The organism is Amycolatopsis viridis (genome assembly GCF_011758765.1).
GTDB lineage: Bacteria > Actinomycetota > Actinomycetes > Mycobacteriales > Pseudonocardiaceae > Amycolatopsis_E > Amycolatopsis_E viridis.
This window is the reverse complement of record NZ_JAANOU010000001.1, coordinates 3,029,744-3,044,590: the sequence shown is the minus strand read 5'-3', so window position 1 is coordinate 3,044,590 and position 14,847 is coordinate 3,029,744. Positions and strand designations below refer to the sequence as shown.

Sequence of the window (14,847 nt, the reverse complement as noted above, 5' to 3'; positions counted from 1 at the left end):
GGGGGGTGATCGGTGCGGATCACGCTGGTGCTCGTCTGCGGCACCCTCGTGCTGTCCGGATGCGACAGTGCGCCGCCCGCACCGCCCGCCCCAGCACCGTCGACCCCGGCCCCTGTGGTCGTCACCTCGTCCCCGCCGCCGCTGACCCCGGTGCGGCGGGTGTTCGACCCCGCCCATGTGCAGGACGGGGTGCGGCGCGTGCTCACCGAGTCCTACCTCGTCACCGAAGTCGGCGACGTGTCCTGCCCGGCAGACCAGGACGTCGTCCCCGGCCGCACGTTCGAGTGCACTGTGGACATCGCCGGGAGGGAGGAGAAGGTGACGATCACCGTGCGTGACGCGGCCGGCGGCTACGAGGTCTCCCAGCCGAAGCCATGACCGGCTACGAGATCCGGGCCCTGGCGGCGGGGGAGGAACGGGCGGCGTTCGAGGTGCTCGGCCGCGCCTTGCACGTCACCGTCACCGACGAGTTGTGGCGGCGCCGGGCAGCGTCCTTCCCGGCCGAGCGCCGGTTCGGCGCGTTCACCGGTGAGCAGGTGGTGGGTGTCGCGGGCTCCTTCGCCGCCCGTCTCGCCGTGCCCGGCGGGAAAACGCTTCCCGCCGCGGCTGTGGACGGGGTCGCGGTGCGGGCCGATCACACGCGACGCGGTGTCCTGACCGCGTTGATGGCCGCCCAGCTGGCGGACTGCGGCCGCCGTGGTGACGTGCTGGCCACCCTGCACGCCAGCGAGGCGACCATCTACGGCCGCTTCGGTTACGGCGCCGCCACCCGCGGCAAGACCGTGCGCATCACGCCGACCGCCTTCCGCGACGATGCGCCCGCCGGCGGGACCGTCCGCTTGCTCACCACGGCGGAGGCACGCGAACTGCTGCCCGGGCTGTACGCGGAAATGGGCTTGACCCGGCCCGGCATGATCGAGCGGCCCGAGGTGTGGTGGGCCCACGCGCGCGAGCGACTGATCGGCGAACACCAGGTCGCCGTCCACACCGGACCGCGCGGCGACGACGGTTTCGTGCTCTACCGCACCGAGGCCCGGCGCACGTTCGACCACCCCAATCGCGGCGCCGCGCTCGTCGTGCAGGACCTGCACGCCACGAACACCGCCGCGGCCGCCGGGCTCTGGCGGTTCCTGCTGCGGGTGGACCTCGTCTCCGAAGTCCATGCGCCGGGGCGGCCGTTGGACGAGCCGGCCGGTGCGATGCTCACCGACCCGCGCGCCTGCGCGGTCACCGGTGTGGACGACGACACGTGGCTCCGGCTGGTCGACGTGCCCGCCGCGCTCGCCGCCCGGAGCTGGGGACCGGGGGAGCCGGTCGTGATCGAGGTGACCGACCCGCAACTGCCCGGCAACACCGGCCGCTACCGCCTTTCGCCCACGGGGACGCGGAGCACCACGGCCGCGGCGGACCTGCGGGTGACCCCGGAGACCCTGGCGATGCTCTACCTCGGCGACGCCCGGCCCAGCACGCTCGCCGCGATCGGGCGCATCGACGTGGCCGACCCGGCTGCGCTGCCCCACGCCGACACGCTGTTCGTCACGGCGGTTCCGCCCTGGTGCGGCACCGGATTCTGACACCTCCGCGCCCCCGGCGGTCAGGACGGCTGGACGTCGTCGAACCCACGGCCCGCGTCGTCCAGGTCTGCAGAGTGTCAGGGCCGGCGGCCGTGGAAGGTGCGGCGCAGGTCGTTCACCCAGGCGTCCGGGTTCTCCCGCGGGATGAAGTGGCCGCCGTGGTCGTGCGCGGTGACGTTGACGTGATCGAACCACTATGTCGCAGCCCCCGGCGGCGTACTTCTGGTAGCCCAGAGTTTCGGTCATCAGGGTGTGCCAGAGATCTGCGACCTTCCAGAAGTTGACGTCCGGGAAACCGAAGCCGGGCAGGGACGGCACGATGACGTCGAACGCGTCCGCGGGGTCACCGCCGGAGGCGGCCGGGTCGGCGGGCGGGTCGATCAACCAGTGCCAGAAGGTCCACGGCCAGCCATGGGTGAGGATCAACGAGATGGGCCGTGGTCCGCCGCCCGGCTTACGCATGAAGCGCATCGGGACGCCGTCGGCGGTCACCTGGTGGTGCTCGTAGGCGTGGATGGCGGCCTCGGCCTTGCGCCAGTCGTAGCCGTCCCGCCAGTAGGCGACCAGCTCACGCAGAGAGCTGTCCGGGACGCCGTAGTACCGGGGAACCACCTCGGCTTCACGTTCCAGCCCGAAGCGTTCGCCGACGCGCTCCGAAGCACCCTGGCCCGCTTCGCGCCGGGCCCGGACAGCCGGCCCCGCCCCCAGGCGGGGCCGGCTGAGCTCCGACCCTAGCCGTCCCCGGCCCGCCGGTCTTCTCCGTTCTTGCGGCCTCAGGCCGCGCGCAGCGCTTCCCGGATGCGCACCTTCGCCCCGGTGCGCAGCACGGCGTTGCGGTAGATCCGCGCCGACAGCCACACCAGCGCCGGGATCAGCGCCACCACCAGCCCGACGGACAGAATCGCCTCCCACGGCGCCACCCCGCCCATCGCCAGCCGCATGGGCATCAGCGTCGGCGCGAACACCGGGATCACCGACAGGATCGCCACCAGCCTGCTGCCCGGGTCGGTCGGCAGCACGGAGATTCCCACGACGTATCCGGCGATGACGAAGAACAGCGCCGGGGTGATCGCCCCGCCGACGTCCTCCTGCCGCGACACCAGGGCACCGAGCCCGGCGAACACGATGGAGTACATCAGGAACCCGAGCAGGTACCACACGATCAGCCACACTACCGTGCCCGCGGCAGCGGACACCGAGATCGTCAGCACCCCGGTCGCGAGCCCCGCGACGATGCCCACCACACCGATCGCCAGCATCTGGATCAGCCCGACCGCGCCGATGCCCAGCACCTTGCCGGTCATCAGCTGCCACGGCCGCACCGTGGCCAGCAGCAGCTCGACCACCCGGCTGGTCTTCTCCTCGACCACACCCTGCGCCACCGACTGCCCGTTGAGCATCAGCGACAGGTAGATCAGCACGCCGGCGACGATCCCCAGCACCAGCTGCTGCGAGTTGTAGGGGTAGGGCTGCTCCAGCGGCCGCACCTCCACGCCCGCGTGCGCGACCGCGGCGTTGACCTGCACCGGGTCCCCGCCCAGGCCGGCGATCTGCTGGTCCAGTGCGAGACGGCTCGCGAGCAGCTCCAGCGCCGTGCGTGCCTTGTCGTCCAGGTCCTTCTTCACCACGGCCTGCACGCGGGTGCCGTCGCCGACCAGCAGCACGTCCAGGTCGCCGTCGCGCAGCTGCGCCTCGCCGGTGGCCTCGTCGGGCACGGTCTTCATCTCGACCGTCTCGCCGACCGCGGCAGCGGCGGCCTGCATGGGCGCGGTCAGCGCCGAGGTCGCGCCGGTGACCCCGATCGTGCTGTCGGCGCCGTTCCCGCCGATCAGCTTCATCACGACGGTGAACCCGATGATCACGATCAGCAGTGCGAGCGTGCTCAGCCGGTAGGCCTTGGACCGCAACCGGATGCCGATCTCGCGCGAGGCGATCAGCGAAACCCCGGCCCAGCTGCTCTGGTCCCTGCCCGGTGCGGTCATGCCGCCACCTCCTCAGTCACGACGTGCCGGAACAACTCGGTCAGCGATGGGCGGTGCCGCGCGAATTCGTGCACCGGCCCGGTCGCCAGCGCCGCGCGGAGCACGGTTTGATCGTCGGCGCCTTCGCCGAGTTCCAGTTCGGTGCGGCTTCCGGCCTGTCGCACCACGGTCACCCCGGCCAGCCCGTCCGCCCAGCCCGCCGGCGCCGCCGGCGCATCGACCAGCAGCCGCACCGCGGACCCCGCCTGCAGCTCCTCGACCGCGCCGCAGGCGACCATGTGCCCGTCGCGCACGATGCCGATCCGGTCGCACAACCGCTCGACCAGGTCCAGCTGGTGACTCGAGAACACCACCGGCACACCCTCGGCGGCCTTCTCCCGCAGCACCTGGCTCATCACGTCGACCGCGACCGGGTCGAGCCCGGAGAACGGTTCGTCGAGCACCAGGATCGCCGGGTCGTGCACCAGTGCGGCGGCGAGCTGCACGCGTTGCTGGTTGCCCAGGCTCAGCTTCTGCACCTCGTCGTCGCGGCGGGCCGCCACGCCGAGCCGCTCGGTCCACGTCTCCACCGACCGGCGGGCCGCGGCGGCCGACATGCCGTGCAGCCGGGCCAGGTAGACCAGCTGCTCGCCGACCTTCATCTTCGGGTAGAGGCCGCGCTCCTCGGGCATGTACCCGATGTGGTTGCGCGTCTGCAACGTCACCGGCGCGCCGTCCCAGCGCACCTGACCCGCATCGGCCGCGAGGACCCCCAGCACGATCCGCATCGTCGTGGTCTTGCCCGCGCCGTTGCTGCCCACGAACCCGAACAGCTCGCCCGCGCGGACCTCGAAGGTCATGTCTGACAACGCCGTTCTCGCGCCGTACCGCTTGGTCAAGCCGTCGATCTCCAGTTGCCTGTCCGCCACTTCGCCCCCTCCACTCGTAGAAAATGTGATATCACAATGCTACACTAAGGCCATCGGAACAAGGGAATCGAGGGGAACCACGTGGAAACTGTCGTGGACATGCCGGCGCCGAGCACGCGCGAGCGCCCGGCGAACGCGCTCAACGGATTCGCGATGCTGGGGCTGGCGATGGTCTTGCTGGTTGCCGGCGTGATCCTGCTCGTCACCAGCGGCAAGGCAGTGGGCATGACGATCGGCGGGGTCGTCGCCGGGGTCGCCGGTGTGATCCTGCTCTGCGGTCTGACGCCGGTGGCGCCGGGAGAGGCGCGTGTGGTGCAGTTGCTCGGCCGTTACGTCGGCACGCTGCGCACCGCCGGGCTGCAGTGGGTCAACCCGTTCACCCAGCGGCGCAAGATCTCCACCCGCATCCGCAATCACGAGACGGGTGTCGCCAAGGTCAACGAGGCCGACGGCAACCCGATCGAGATCGCTGCCGTGGTCGTGTGGCAGGTCGCCGACACCGCCCAGGCGGTGTTCGAAGTGGACGATTTCGTGGAGTTCGTCGCCATCCAGAGCGAGACCGCGGTCCGGCACATCGCCAACGCCTACCCCTACGACACCCCGGACGACCACCGGATGTCGTTGCGGGACAACGCGGACGAGATCACCGGGAAGCTGTCCGCGGAGATCGCGGCCCGTGTCGCGTCCGCCGGGGTGAAGATCATCGAATCGCGGATCACGCACCTGGCCTACGCCCCGGAGATCGCGCAGGCGATGCTGCGGCGCCAGCAGGCCGGGGCCGTGGTCGCCGCGCGCCAGCGCATCGTGGAAGGCGCGGTCGGGATGGTGGAGATGGCACTGGACCGGCTGGCCGAGCACGAGGTCGTCGACCTGGACGAGGAACGCAAGGCGACGATGGTGAGCAACCTCCTCGTCGTCCTCGTCGGTGACCGCGACGCGCAGCCGGTGGTCAACACCGGGACGCTGTACCAGTAGATGCCGGCCGACCGGAAGAAGATCCTGCTGCGGCTCGACCCGGCCGTGCACGACGCGCTGGCGCGCTGGGCCGGGGACGAGCTGCGCAGCACCAACGCGCAAATCGAGTTCCTGCTGCGCAAGGCACTCGCCGACGCCGGCCGGCTGCCCCGTGAGGTGGGCCGGATGCGCCCGCGGGGACGCCCCCGGAAAGAGGACGACGATGCACCGACCTGACTCCCTGGCCGCGCAGCTCTTCCTGCTGGCCTACGACAAGGACAAGAACCGCCTGGTGTCGCGGTCCGAACTGGGCTACGCCCTGCGGGCCGCGGCACTGGCCGACCTGGTGCTGGCCGGGCATCTCACCGACGACCACGGCAAGGCGGCCCCGGCTATCCCCGCCGCCCGGCTGGACCCGGTGCTCGACCTCGTTCTGACGGAGATCACCGCCGCGTCGCCGCGGTCGTGGCGGCGCTGGGTGTCCCGCCGCGCCGGCCGCATGGTGCCCGCAGTGCGCGACCAGCTCGCCGGCAACCGGGTCATCAGGGTGGAGCCGCACCGCGTGCTCGGGCTGTTCCCCGCGCACCGGATCACGCTGCGCCGGCCACAGGAGGTCAACCGGCTGGCGGCGGAGGTCCGGCGGGTCATCCGCGGCGGGGCACCCGCGTCCCGGATCGACGCGCGGCTGGGTGCGTTGTGCGCACTGGCGGGCACCGCCGAGCTGCGCACGGTGCTCAGCCGGAGCGAACGGCGCCAGTACCGGGCGCGGCTGGCCGACCTGAGCCGCCCGGTGGAGCCGGTGGTGACGGCGCTGCGCAAGGCCATCCAGACGCAGCGCGCAGCCGTTGCCTCCGGCGGGTGATCAGCGGGCCGCGGCGGTGAGCGCCTTGACCAGCCGGGTGGCCGAACTGCCCAGGTTCCACCGTTCGGCCAGCTGCAGGACCCGATCGGGATCGGCCGGGGCGGCGGGCACCTCGTCCGGCCCGGACACCGACACCGGCGCGTCGACGGCCACTTTCACGACGGTCGGCGCGACCCGCAGGTACTCCTGCGCCTCGGCGAGCCTGGCCCGGGTCTTCGGCGGCACGTCCTTGTCGCCCTGCGCGGCCGCGGTGAGCAGGCCCTCCAGCGACCCGAACCGGGTGATCAGCTTCGCCGCGGTCTTCTCGCCGATCCCGGCCACCCCGGGCAGCCCGTCCGACGGATCGCCGCGCAGCACCGCCATCTCGGCGTAGGCCGGGCCGGCGTTGGCGACCGGCACGTCGTAGCGCCCGGCGATTTCGGCCGGTCCCAGCACCTCGGCCTTCGCCCAGCCCTTGCCCACGTAGACCACCGAGGCGGGCGTCGGCTCGGTGCGCACCAGCTGGAACAGGTCCCGGTCCCCGGTGATCACCTCGACCGGGTCGTGTTCCTCCCGCGCGGTCAGCGCACCGATCACGTCGTCGGCCTCGTACCCCGGCGCCTCCGCGGTGGCGAACCCGAACGCCTCCAGCAGCTCCAGGATGATCGGCACCTGCGGGGTGAGGGTGTCCGGGACCTCCTCGGCGTTCGCTCCGGCGTCGGCCACCCGGTGCGCCTTGTAGCTGGGCAGCAGATCGGTGCGGAACTTCGGGCGCCAGTCCGCGTCCAGGCACGCGACGAGCCGGCGGGGACGCCGGTCGGTGACGATGCGGGCCAGGGTGTCGGTGAACCCGCGTACCGCGTTGACCGGCGTGCCGTCCGGTGCGGTCATCGACTCGGGAAGCGCGTAGAACGAGCGGAAGTACAGGCTCGCGGAGTCCAGCAGGGCAAGTGTCACGGACCACAGCCTGCCAGACGCGTTCCGGGCGCGGGCCAGCTACGCTGCGTGCCATGTCCTCCCGTTCACCCGAGATCCCCGCCCTCGCCCCGGACACCCTGCGCGCCCGCCTGGAGCGCGCCCGCGCCGCCGCCGCGGCCGCCGGCACCGACGCCCTGCTCGTCGCACCGGGCTCGGACTTGCGGTACCTGATCGGTGCGGCCGGTGGTTCCTTCGAGCGGCTGACGACCCTCGTGGTGCCCGCCGAGGGCACCCCGGCCCTCGTGGTGCCGAAACTGGAGGCGCCCGGCTATACGGCGGTGCCCACCGACGCGCTCGGTGTCGAGGTGGTCACCTGGGTCGACGGGGAGGACCCGTACCGGATGGTGGCCGACCGGCTGGGCAAGCCGGGCCGGGTGGCGGTCAGCGACGGGCTGATCGCGCTGCACGTGCTGGCCTTCCGCGCCGCGCTCGGCTCGGCCGAGCAGACCCTGGCCGGGCCGGTGCTCCGCGAACTGCGGATGCGCAAGGACACCGCCGAGATCGACGCGCTGCGCCGCGCCGGTGCCGCGATCGACCGGGTGCACGCGCGGGTCGGGGAGTGGCTTCGCGCCGGCCGCACCGAGGCGGAGGTGGGCGCCGACATCGCCGACGCCATCGTGGCCGAGGGGCATCTGCACGCCGACTTCGTCATCGTCGGCTCCGGCCCGAACGGCGCCAGCCCCCACCACGACGTGTCCGACCGGGTCATCGAGCGCGGCGACGTGGTCGTGGTGGACATCGGCGGCCCGCTCCCGGAGGGCTACAACTCCGACTCCACCCGCACCTACGCGGTCGGCGAGCCGCGGGACGCCGACGTGGCGCGGACGTACGCGGTGCTCGAGCGCGCCCAGCGGGCCGCGGTCGAGGCCGTGCGGCCCGGGGTCACCGCCCAGTCGATCGACGCGGCCGCGCGGGAGATCATCGCCGACGCCGGGTACGGGGAGTTCTTCATCCACCGCACCGGGCACGGCATCGGCCTGGACGTGCACGAGGAGCCCTACATCGTCGAGGGCAACGATCTGGTGCTGGAGCCGGGCATGGCGTTCAGCGTCGAGCCGGGCATCTACCAGCCGGGACGGTGGGGTGCGCGGATCGAGGACATCGTGGTGGTCACCGCGGACGGGGTCGACGCACTCAACCAGCGCCCGCACGAGCTCGTCGTGCTCGACTCGTGAGCGGCCCGCTGGAGCAGCTGGACCAGGCGATCGCGCGGGAGCTGGCGGTCGACGGCCGCTGTTCCTTCACCGACCTGGCCGAGCGGGTGGGGTTGTCGGTGTCGGCGGTGCACCAGCGTGTGCGGCGGCTGGAGCAGCGCGGCGTGATCCAGGGGTACGTGGCGCGGCTGGACAGCGAGCAGATCGGCCTGCCGCTGACCGCGCTGATCTCGTTGACGCCCAACGATCCCGCGGCGCCGGACGACTACCCGCAGCGGATCGAGCACATCCGGGAGATCGAGTCGTGCTACTCGGTGGCCGGCGACGAGTCCTACATCCTGCTGGTGCGGGTCGCCTCGCCGCGGGACCTGGAGGACCTGCTGCGCCGGATCCGGGAGGCGGCGAAGGTGTCGACGCGCACGACGGTGGTGCTGTCGACCCCGTTCGAAGGCCGTCCGCCGACGGTGTGACAACGGCCGGGCGAGGAGTACGATAAAAGGTATGGCAACACGTAAGGTGACGCTCTCGCTGGACACGGCGGCCATCGAATATGCCGAGCGCGCGGCCAAGGCGCACGGCATCTCGCTGTCGGCGTGGTTGTCCCGCGCCGCACGGCGGGAGGCGGTCCGCACCGGCTACCGCGCGCGGCCGCACGACGCGGAGGCACTCGCGGCGGCGGACGAGGCGGAGCTGACCGCGGCGGAACGGGACCTGGGTGCGTAAGGGCGAGATCTGGGCGTACAAGCCGCCCACCCAGCCCGCGCGGGAACGGACCGTGCTGCTGCTGTCCTCCGACGGGGTGAACGAATCGGAACGCCCCTGGCTCATCGGCACCGAGCTGCTCGAGGACGATCCGCAGGACATCCTCGGCGTCGCCCTGGACAGCCGGTTCTGGATCTCCACGCTGTTCCTGACCCGCCTCTACCGCGGCTGGCTCGTCGAACGCATCGCCGAGATCGACCAGCAGACGCAGGAACAGGTGGACATCGCGCTCCGCGCCGCGCTCGATCTGTGAACGAAGCCCCCGCGCCCTTGACCTTGACACCGTGACAAGGAGTGCACTGGGTGGTGGAGGTGATCGTCATGAACGCGGCATCCAGGAACCCACCGATCCCGGGCCTGCTCGACGCGCTGGCCGCCGCGGACTCCTCGACGCGGCTGCAGGCCGCACTGGCGGCGGGCACGCATCCGGACGCCGCTCTCGTCGAGCCGCTCGTGGCGCGCTGCGCGGTCGAGCCGGACTTGTTCGTCCGCGACATGCTCACCTGGGCGCTCACCCGGCACCCACGGGAGATCACGGTCCCGGGGCTGCTGGCCGAGCTCGGGTCGCAGCGCGCGCAGGCGCGGAGTCAGGCGTTGCACACCCTGTCCAAGATCGGGGACCAGAGCGCGTGGCCGGCGCTGACCCGCGCGTTGCTGGGTGACGCCGACGACGAGGTGGCGCGCAGCGCGTGGCGCGCTGCCGTCGTCCTCGTGCCCGCGGGGCAGGAAAGCGGGCTCGCCGCGGATCTGGCGGCCCAGCTCGGTCGCGGTGACCGGACCGTGCAGGCGAGCCTGAGCCGCGCGCTCGTCGCGCTCGGGGACGTGATCGAGCCGGTGCTGCGGGCGGCACGGGCGAGTGCCGATGAGACGGTGCGTGTGCACGCCCACGCGACAGAGCGGCTCCTGCGGGACCCGGACGCCGGTTTCGAGCCGGCTCTGGAGGAGGCGAAACGGGTCGTCGCGCTCGGACCGGAACGGGCCGGGGAAGCAGCGTGCTGATCGGCGAGGTGGCGCGCCGCTCGGGGGTGAGCACGCGGATGCTGCGGCATTACGACACTCTCGGGCTGGTGCGCCCCACCGGTCGCACCGTGGGCGGCTACCGCGAGTACTCCGCCGCGGACATCCGGCGGATCTTCCACGTGGAGAGCCTCCGGTCGCTGGGGTTGTCCCTGCGGGAGATCGGGCGTGTGCTGGATGATCCGGCCTTCGCGCCGTCCGCACTGGTCGCCGACCTGATCCGGCGGACCGAAGAGCGGCTGGAGCGGGAGCAGGAGCTCCTCGAACGGCTCCGCGCGGTCGACGCCTCGGCGCCTGCGAGCTGGCCGGAGGTCCTGCGTATCGTCGAGCTGCTGCATGGGCTCACCTCGGCCAGTGGCGCGCGACGTCAGCAGACCGTCCTGGCGCCGGCCGAGGACATGCCGGTTCCCGCCGAGGTGCTGGCCGAGGCGGTCCTCGCCGAATCCGATCTGAACGTCGCCGGCGCCCTGCGCTGGGCCCTGGCGCGGGCGGGCGGCGACGTCGTCGCGCGCCTGGCCGCCGGTGCGCGTGCGGCGGACGTCGAGGTCCGTCGCCGCGCGGTCCTGGCGATCGCGGAGACGCCCGGTGAGGAGGGTGCCGCGGTGCTCACGGACGCGCTCGCGGATCCGGATGTGACGGTGCGCAAGTACGCCGCTCTCGCCTTGGGGGCGCGGGGCGTGACCGCGGCCGTGCCGGCGCTCGTCGGCATGGTGGTCGCGGGCACGAGCGACGTCGAGGCGTCCGAGGTCCTGGGCGCGCTGGCCAGGGATTCCGGGTGCGCGGACCGGATCATGACCGCGCTGACCGGCGAGCTGGACGCGCATCCCACGGACGCCGCCGTGCGGATACGCGTGGCCCAGGCACTGGCGGAGATGCCGCGGACCATCGCCCAGGGCGCGCTGCGCCGTCTGGCCGGCGACGGCGATCGGTCGGTCGCCCTGGTCGCCTCGGCTCTCGTGGACGTGCTCGAGCGGGGATCTGCGGACTGACCCCGGGTGGCCGTCAGCCCGCGGTGACCGGTGCCGCCGGGTGGAGGTGCCCGTCCTGCCCGGCGAGGCAGGCGGCCCGGGGGCCGTCGGTCACCAGGAATTCGCTCAGGCAGCGGCCGAACTCGGCGTGCCCGTTCGCGTTGGGATGGAACGATTCCTGAATGGCATGACTGGCCCGGTCGGCGTCGGCGAGGTCGTTCAGTTGCAGCGTCAGGCGGCTGAACCATTCCGTCGAGGCATCGGGGCCGCCGCTGCACGCCTCGTGCCCCAGTCCCGCCCGGGACAGGTCCAGGAACCGCGCGCCGGCCTGCGCGGCGGCCGCCGCGAGCCCGCGCGAGAGCACCGGCACCCCCTCCTCGACCACCCAGTGCAGGTCCTCGGTGCGGAACGGGCAGCCGTTGAGGTTCTGCAGATTCGCCGGGATCCCCGGCCCGATCGGCGCCGCGTAGGACTGGAGCACCAGCTGGTAGTCCTCCGGCTGGTACCCGGCGCGGGCGAGCACCGCCTTGATGTCGCCCAGGGCCGAGACCACCTTCGGTACCATCGCGTCGATGCGCTGCTGCCAGCCCGGGCCGATCGCGGTGCGGCAGGGCGGGCTGCCGGCGACGAACCACGCCTGGAAGCACTGCGAGATCAGCTGCGAGAAGTGCGGGTCGTCGTTGGCGCCCACGGCTACCACGACCGCGGCGACCCGGTGGGTCTTCACCAGCTCCGCCAGCCGCGCGGCCTGCGACGGCTCGGTCCACTGCCGCACCTCGCCCAGCCCGACCTGCGCCGATGGTGCGCCCGAGCAGGCGAGGTTGACCTTCTCCACGATGCCCGGCACGTCGACCCTGGTCACGGTGGCGTGCGGGGAGCGGTGACACCAGTCGCCCCCGGCACCGTTGGTGTCCGCCGTGTAATCCCCGGCGCCCTCCCCGGACAGGGTGCTGTCGCCCATCGACACGATCGTCAGCGGACCGGTGCCGGGCGGGCCGGGGCGGCGCAGCGGACCAGGTGGTGTGCCGGGCCCGGTGAACACGAAGATCGCCACCAGCACCAGGACGAGGAGCGAAACGCCCCCACCGATCCACCACCGAAACCGCCGCACCGGTGGCAGTCTAGAGAAGCGCGGTCAAAGCCCAGGTGAAACCCGCTGCGGTGATCGTCGCTGCGGGCTACCGTCGGAGGAGAACCGAGGGGGTGAGGTGCCGACCGGACCGAGCGCGCTGGAGGTGGCCGTGCCGGCCGCCGTGGTCGGCGCGGCCCTGATGGGCTTGGCCAGCGCCGCACAGGCGCGCGCCACGAAACAGGTGGAGGTCGCCCGCACGCTCGACCCGTCGCTGCTGACCCACCTGGCGCACCGCCCGCTGTGGCTCGCCGGGATCGTCGCCACGGTGGCCGGGCTGGCGCTGCAGCTGGTGGCGCTGGCGTTCGCGCCGCTGCTGGTGGTGCAGCCACTGCTGGTCACCTCCCTGGTCTTCGCCGGGTTGTTCGCCGACCGGCTGGACCGCCGCCGCCCGGACGCGGTGCTCGGCGCCGGTTCACTGATGTGCGTGGCCGGGCTGGCCGCGGTGCTGGTGCTGACGCAGCCCGGCGAGGACGGCACACCCGCGGTGTCCGGGCCGGCGCCGGTGGTGCTCGCACTGACCCTCGGCGGGCTCACCGTGGTCGGGCTCGCCGTGTCCGTGCTGGGGCACCGCGCGTCGCGCGTCCTCGGGCTCGCCGTCGCCACCGGCGTGCTGTACGGCGTGACGGCGGGGTTGATGAAGGTCGTCGCCGGGCAGGCACGCGACAGCCTTCTCGAGCCGTTCACCCATCCCGTGCTCTACGTCGTCTGCATCGTCGGCCCGCTCGGATTCCTGTTGAGCCAGAACGCCTTCCAGCGCGGCGAGTTCCTCACGCCGGCGCTGGCCGTGATCACCGCCCTCGACCCGCTCGTCGGTGTCGCGATCGGCGTGTGGTGGCTGGGGGAGACCGTCAACCACGACCCGGGCGCGCTCGCCGGCGCCGGCCTGGCCGGTCTGGTCGTCGTCGCCGGCATCGTGGTGCTGTCCGCCCGTGCGGCGCGCCTGACCCCCGAGGAGTCCCGGTGAAGCAGGTCCTGGTGCTGTCCGCGACGATGGGTGAAGGCCACAACGCCACCGGCCGTGCCCTCGCCGAGGCCGTGCACCGGTTGTGGCCGGACGCGGAGATCCGCTGGCTCGACGCGCTGGACGTGATGGGCCCGGGCGTGGGACCGCTGTTCCGGCAGATCTACGTCACCAACGTGCGGCGCACCCCGTGGCTGTACGAGTTCTTCTACTGGGCGCTGTGGCGGTGGCGGTGGTTCGCCGCCGCCTCCAAGCGCTTCACCGGCGCGTGGTGCGGGCGGCGGCTCGCACGGGTTCTCGGGCAGCCGGATCTGGTGCTGTCCACCTACCCGCTGGGGACGGCGGGGCTGGAGTGGTTGCGCCGGCGCGGCCGGCTGCCGGCCCCGGTGGGCGCCTGGATCTCCGATTTCGCACCGCACCCGTTCTGGGTGTACGGGCGCATCGACCGCAACCTGGTGATGCACCCGGTGGCGATCCCGCCCGCTGTGCGGTGCGTGCCGGACGCGCCGGTGGCGGTGTCCGCGCCGCCGGTGCGGGAGGTGTTCCGCCCCGGCGACCGGGAGGGCGCCCGCCGTAGGCTCGGCCTTCCGGCGGAGGCGTTCGTGGCGCTGGTGTCGTGCGGCTCGCTCGGGTTCGGGCAGGTGGAGGCCGCGGCGCGGGAGCTGCTGGCCGCCCACTCGTCGGTGGTGCCGGTGGTGGTGTGCGGTCGCAACGAGCGCCTGGCGCGTGTGCTGCGGCGGCTGAGCGATCCGCGTCTGCGGGTGCTGGGCTGGACCGACGACATGGCCGGGTTCACCGTCGCCGCGGACGTGGTGGTCACCAACGCCGGCGGCGCGACCGGCCTGGAGGCTCTCGCGTGTGCCCGTCCGGTGCTGATGCACCGCCCGATCGCCGCGCACGGCCGCGCCAACGCCCGGCTGATGGCCGAAGCCGGGCTGGCGATGGTGTGCGAGGCCGACGGTGAGCTCACCGCGGCCGTCCGGCAGCTGATCGACACCCCGGGGCTGGCCAAGACGATGACGGAGGCCGCGGCGCGGCACCTGGAGTCGGCCGGGGACCTCGACGACGCACTGCGCGCCCTCGCCGGACAGCCCGTCTAGCGGCGGTGCGCACCCAGGAAGTGGTCGAGCACCAGGGCCGTGCCGATGCCGAACATCCACACGTCCTTGGCCAGCCCGGTGCCCTGCTCGGTGGGGCGCACCGACCGCTCCTTGCGCATGCCGGGCGTGCGGGCGTAGAGGCCGAGCAGTCCGGCGGAGAACGCGGCGAGTCCCGCCCCGGCAACCAGCGGCGGCACGGCGGGGATCAACAGCGCAGCGCCCAGCGTGATCTCCCCGGCGGAGAGCATCTGCACGAACCGCTGTGGCGGGATCTGTTTCACCGGCGGGTAGGCGCCGGCGGCGAAGCCGTGCAACTGGGTGGCGCCGGTCTCGTCCGCGGTCTGCTTGGTCAGGCCGGAGTTCAGGATGAAGGCACCGGTGACCAGCCGGACCGGGATGTGCCACGGTTCGATCCGCACCCACTGGGCGCGGCGCTTCCTGCGCATCTGTTCACCTCCGTTGGTGAGCTGGCTCCCGGTTCCACGCTACGCGCGGTCCACCGCGGTCGCGCGGGTT

18 protein-coding genes and 1 pseudogene are annotated in these 14,847 nt (G+C 72.8%); 13 read left to right on the top strand and 6 right to left on the bottom strand.

Annotated features, from left to right (window positions below; all coding sequences use genetic code 11):
• The first annotated feature begins 12 nt into the window (after positions 1–12).
• Positions 13–378 (top strand): DUF4333 domain-containing protein, encoded by a 366-nt coding sequence (locus FHX46_RS15110; protein ID WP_167114804.1) that lies wholly within the window; start codon positions 13–15, stop codon positions 376–378.
• Positions 375–1,574, top strand: coding sequence for a GNAT family N-acetyltransferase (locus tag FHX46_RS15105; protein WP_167114801.1), 1,200 nt, complete (start codon positions 375–377; stop codon positions 1,572–1,574). Before FHX46_RS15110 ends, FHX46_RS15105 begins: the two co-directional genes overlap by 4 nt.
• A gap of 399 nt (positions 1,575–1,973) precedes the next feature.
• On the opposite strand, the pseudogene FHX46_RS28845 reads toward FHX46_RS15105, so the two are convergent.
• The 3 genes and pseudogenes from FHX46_RS28845 to FHX46_RS15090 form a co-directional block, all read right to left on the bottom strand.
• Positions 1,974–2,186 (bottom strand): annotated as a pseudogene (locus FHX46_RS28845) (epoxide hydrolase N-terminal domain-containing protein); the annotation flags it as partial.
• Between the two features lie 161 nt (positions 2,187–2,347).
• Positions 2,348–3,556 (bottom strand): ABC transporter permease, encoded by a 1,209-nt coding sequence (locus tag FHX46_RS15095; protein ID WP_167114798.1) that lies wholly within the window; start codon positions 3,554–3,556, stop codon positions 2,348–2,350.
• Positions 3,553–4,464 carry an ABC transporter ATP-binding protein gene (locus FHX46_RS15090; protein WP_167114795.1) on the bottom strand — a complete coding sequence of 304 codons (912 nt, stop codon included), beginning with the start codon at positions 4,462–4,464 and terminating at the stop codon, positions 3,553–3,555. Before FHX46_RS15090 ends, FHX46_RS15095 begins: the two co-directional genes overlap by 4 nt.
• Before the next feature lie 81 nt (positions 4,465–4,545).
• Between FHX46_RS15090 and FHX46_RS15085 the strand changes: the two genes are divergently transcribed.
• Genes FHX46_RS15085 through FHX46_RS15075 form a run of 3 tightly spaced genes read left to right on the top strand, consistent with a single transcriptional unit; the run spans position 4,546 to position 6,280 of the window.
• Positions 4,546–5,439, top strand: coding sequence for an SPFH domain-containing protein (locus FHX46_RS15085; protein WP_313886148.1), 894 nt, complete (start codon positions 4,546–4,548; stop codon positions 5,437–5,439).
• Complete coding sequence (locus FHX46_RS15080; RefSeq protein ID WP_167096342.1) at positions 5,440–5,655, top strand: hypothetical protein; 216 nt, start codon at positions 5,440–5,442, stop codon at positions 5,653–5,655.
• Complete coding sequence (locus tag FHX46_RS15075) at positions 5,642–6,280, top strand: GOLPH3/VPS74 family protein (protein ID WP_167114792.1); 639 nt, start codon at positions 5,642–5,644, stop codon at positions 6,278–6,280. Before FHX46_RS15080 ends, FHX46_RS15075 begins: the two co-directional genes overlap by 14 nt.
• On the opposite strand, the gene FHX46_RS15070 is transcribed toward FHX46_RS15075, so the two are convergent.
• Positions 6,281–7,216 (bottom strand): 5'-3' exonuclease, encoded by a 936-nt coding sequence (locus FHX46_RS15070; RefSeq protein WP_167114790.1) that lies wholly within the window; start codon positions 7,214–7,216, stop codon positions 6,281–6,283.
• Positions 7,217–7,269: 53 nt separating this feature from the next.
• Between FHX46_RS15070 and FHX46_RS15065 the strand changes: the two genes are divergently transcribed.
• The 6 genes from FHX46_RS15065 (at position 7,270) to FHX46_RS15040 (ending at position 11,159) form a co-directional block, all read left to right on the top strand.
• Positions 7,270–8,412 carry a M24 family metallopeptidase gene (locus FHX46_RS15065; protein WP_167114787.1) on the top strand — a complete coding sequence of 381 codons (1,143 nt, stop codon included), beginning with the start codon at positions 7,270–7,272 and terminating at the stop codon, positions 8,410–8,412.
• On the top strand, positions 8,409–8,861 hold the full coding sequence (locus FHX46_RS15060; protein WP_167096338.1) for an Lrp/AsnC family transcriptional regulator: 453 nt from the start codon (positions 8,409–8,411) through the stop codon (positions 8,859–8,861). Before FHX46_RS15065 ends, FHX46_RS15060 begins: the two co-directional genes overlap by 4 nt.
• Positions 8,862–8,892: 31 nt before the next feature.
• Positions 8,893–9,114 carry a hypothetical protein gene (locus FHX46_RS15055; RefSeq protein ID WP_167114784.1) on the top strand — a complete coding sequence of 74 codons (222 nt, stop codon included), beginning with the start codon at positions 8,893–8,895 and terminating at the stop codon, positions 9,112–9,114.
• Complete coding sequence (locus tag FHX46_RS15050) at positions 9,107–9,406, top strand: hypothetical protein (protein ID WP_167114781.1); 300 nt, start codon at positions 9,107–9,109, stop codon at positions 9,404–9,406. Before FHX46_RS15055 ends, FHX46_RS15050 begins: the two co-directional genes overlap by 8 nt.
• Positions 9,407–9,474: 68 nt before the next feature.
• Positions 9,475–10,152: a HEAT repeat domain-containing protein gene (locus FHX46_RS15045; protein ID WP_167121481.1), complete on the top strand. Its 678-nt coding sequence runs from the start codon at positions 9,475–9,477 to the stop codon at positions 10,150–10,152.
• Positions 10,146–11,159 (top strand): MerR family transcriptional regulator, encoded by a 1,014-nt coding sequence (locus FHX46_RS15040; RefSeq protein ID WP_167114779.1) that lies wholly within the window; start codon positions 10,146–10,148, stop codon positions 11,157–11,159. The genes FHX46_RS15045 and FHX46_RS15040 overlap by 7 nt, the downstream gene beginning before the upstream one ends.
• 13 nt (positions 11,160–11,172) lie before the next feature.
• On the opposite strand, the gene FHX46_RS15035 is transcribed toward FHX46_RS15040, so the two are convergent.
• A complete protein-coding gene (locus FHX46_RS15035) occupies positions 11,173–12,249 on the bottom strand; it encodes a GDSL-type esterase/lipase family protein (RefSeq protein ID WP_313886147.1) in 1,077 nt (358 codons plus the stop codon).
• 97 nt (positions 12,250–12,346) lie between these two features.
• On the opposite strand from FHX46_RS15035, the gene FHX46_RS15030 reads away from it, so the two are divergent.
• Positions 12,347–13,234: a DMT family transporter gene (locus FHX46_RS15030; protein ID WP_313886146.1), complete on the top strand. Its 888-nt coding sequence runs from the start codon at positions 12,347–12,349 to the stop codon at positions 13,232–13,234.
• Positions 13,231–14,331 (top strand): MGDG synthase family glycosyltransferase, encoded by a 1,101-nt coding sequence (locus tag FHX46_RS15025; RefSeq protein WP_167114776.1) that lies wholly within the window; start codon positions 13,231–13,233, stop codon positions 14,329–14,331. Before FHX46_RS15030 ends, FHX46_RS15025 begins: the two co-directional genes overlap by 4 nt.
• Here the strand turns inward: FHX46_RS15025 and FHX46_RS15020 are convergent.
• A complete protein-coding gene (locus FHX46_RS15020) occupies positions 14,328–14,777 on the bottom strand; it encodes a hypothetical protein (RefSeq protein WP_167114773.1) in 450 nt (149 codons plus the stop codon). The two genes, FHX46_RS15025 and FHX46_RS15020, sit on opposite strands and share 4 nt — an antisense overlap.
• Between the last annotated feature and the right edge of the window lie 70 nt (positions 14,778–14,847).

Bases quoted from the DNA above. Each gene is read 5' to 3' on its own strand.
- FHX46_RS15080 (WP_167096342.1), top strand. From the start codon at position 5,440: ATGCCGGCCGACCGGAAGAAGATCCTGCTGCGGCTCGACCCGGCCGTG.
- FHX46_RS15055 (WP_167114784.1), top strand. From the start codon at position 8,893: ATGGCAACACGTAAGGTGACGCTCTCGCTGGACACGGCGGCCATCGAA.
- FHX46_RS15045 (WP_167121481.1), top strand. From the start codon at position 9,475: ATGAACGCGGCATCCAGGAACCCACCGATCCCGGGCCTGCTCGACGCG.
- FHX46_RS15020 (WP_167114773.1), bottom strand. From the start codon at position 14,777: ATGCGCAGGAAGCGCCGCGCCCAGTGGGTGCGGATCGAACCGTGGCAC.
- FHX46_RS15065 (WP_167114787.1), top strand. From the start codon at position 7,270: ATGTCCTCCCGTTCACCCGAGATCCCCGCCCTCGCCCCGGACACCCTG.
- FHX46_RS15095 (WP_167114798.1), bottom strand. From the start codon at position 3,556: ATGACCGCACCGGGCAGGGACCAGAGCAGCTGGGCCGGGGTTTCGCTG.
- FHX46_RS15105 (WP_167114801.1), top strand. From the start codon at position 375: ATGACCGGCTACGAGATCCGGGCCCTGGCGGCGGGGGAGGAACGGGCG.
- FHX46_RS15075 (WP_167114792.1), top strand. From the start codon at position 5,642: ATGCACCGACCTGACTCCCTGGCCGCGCAGCTCTTCCTGCTGGCCTAC.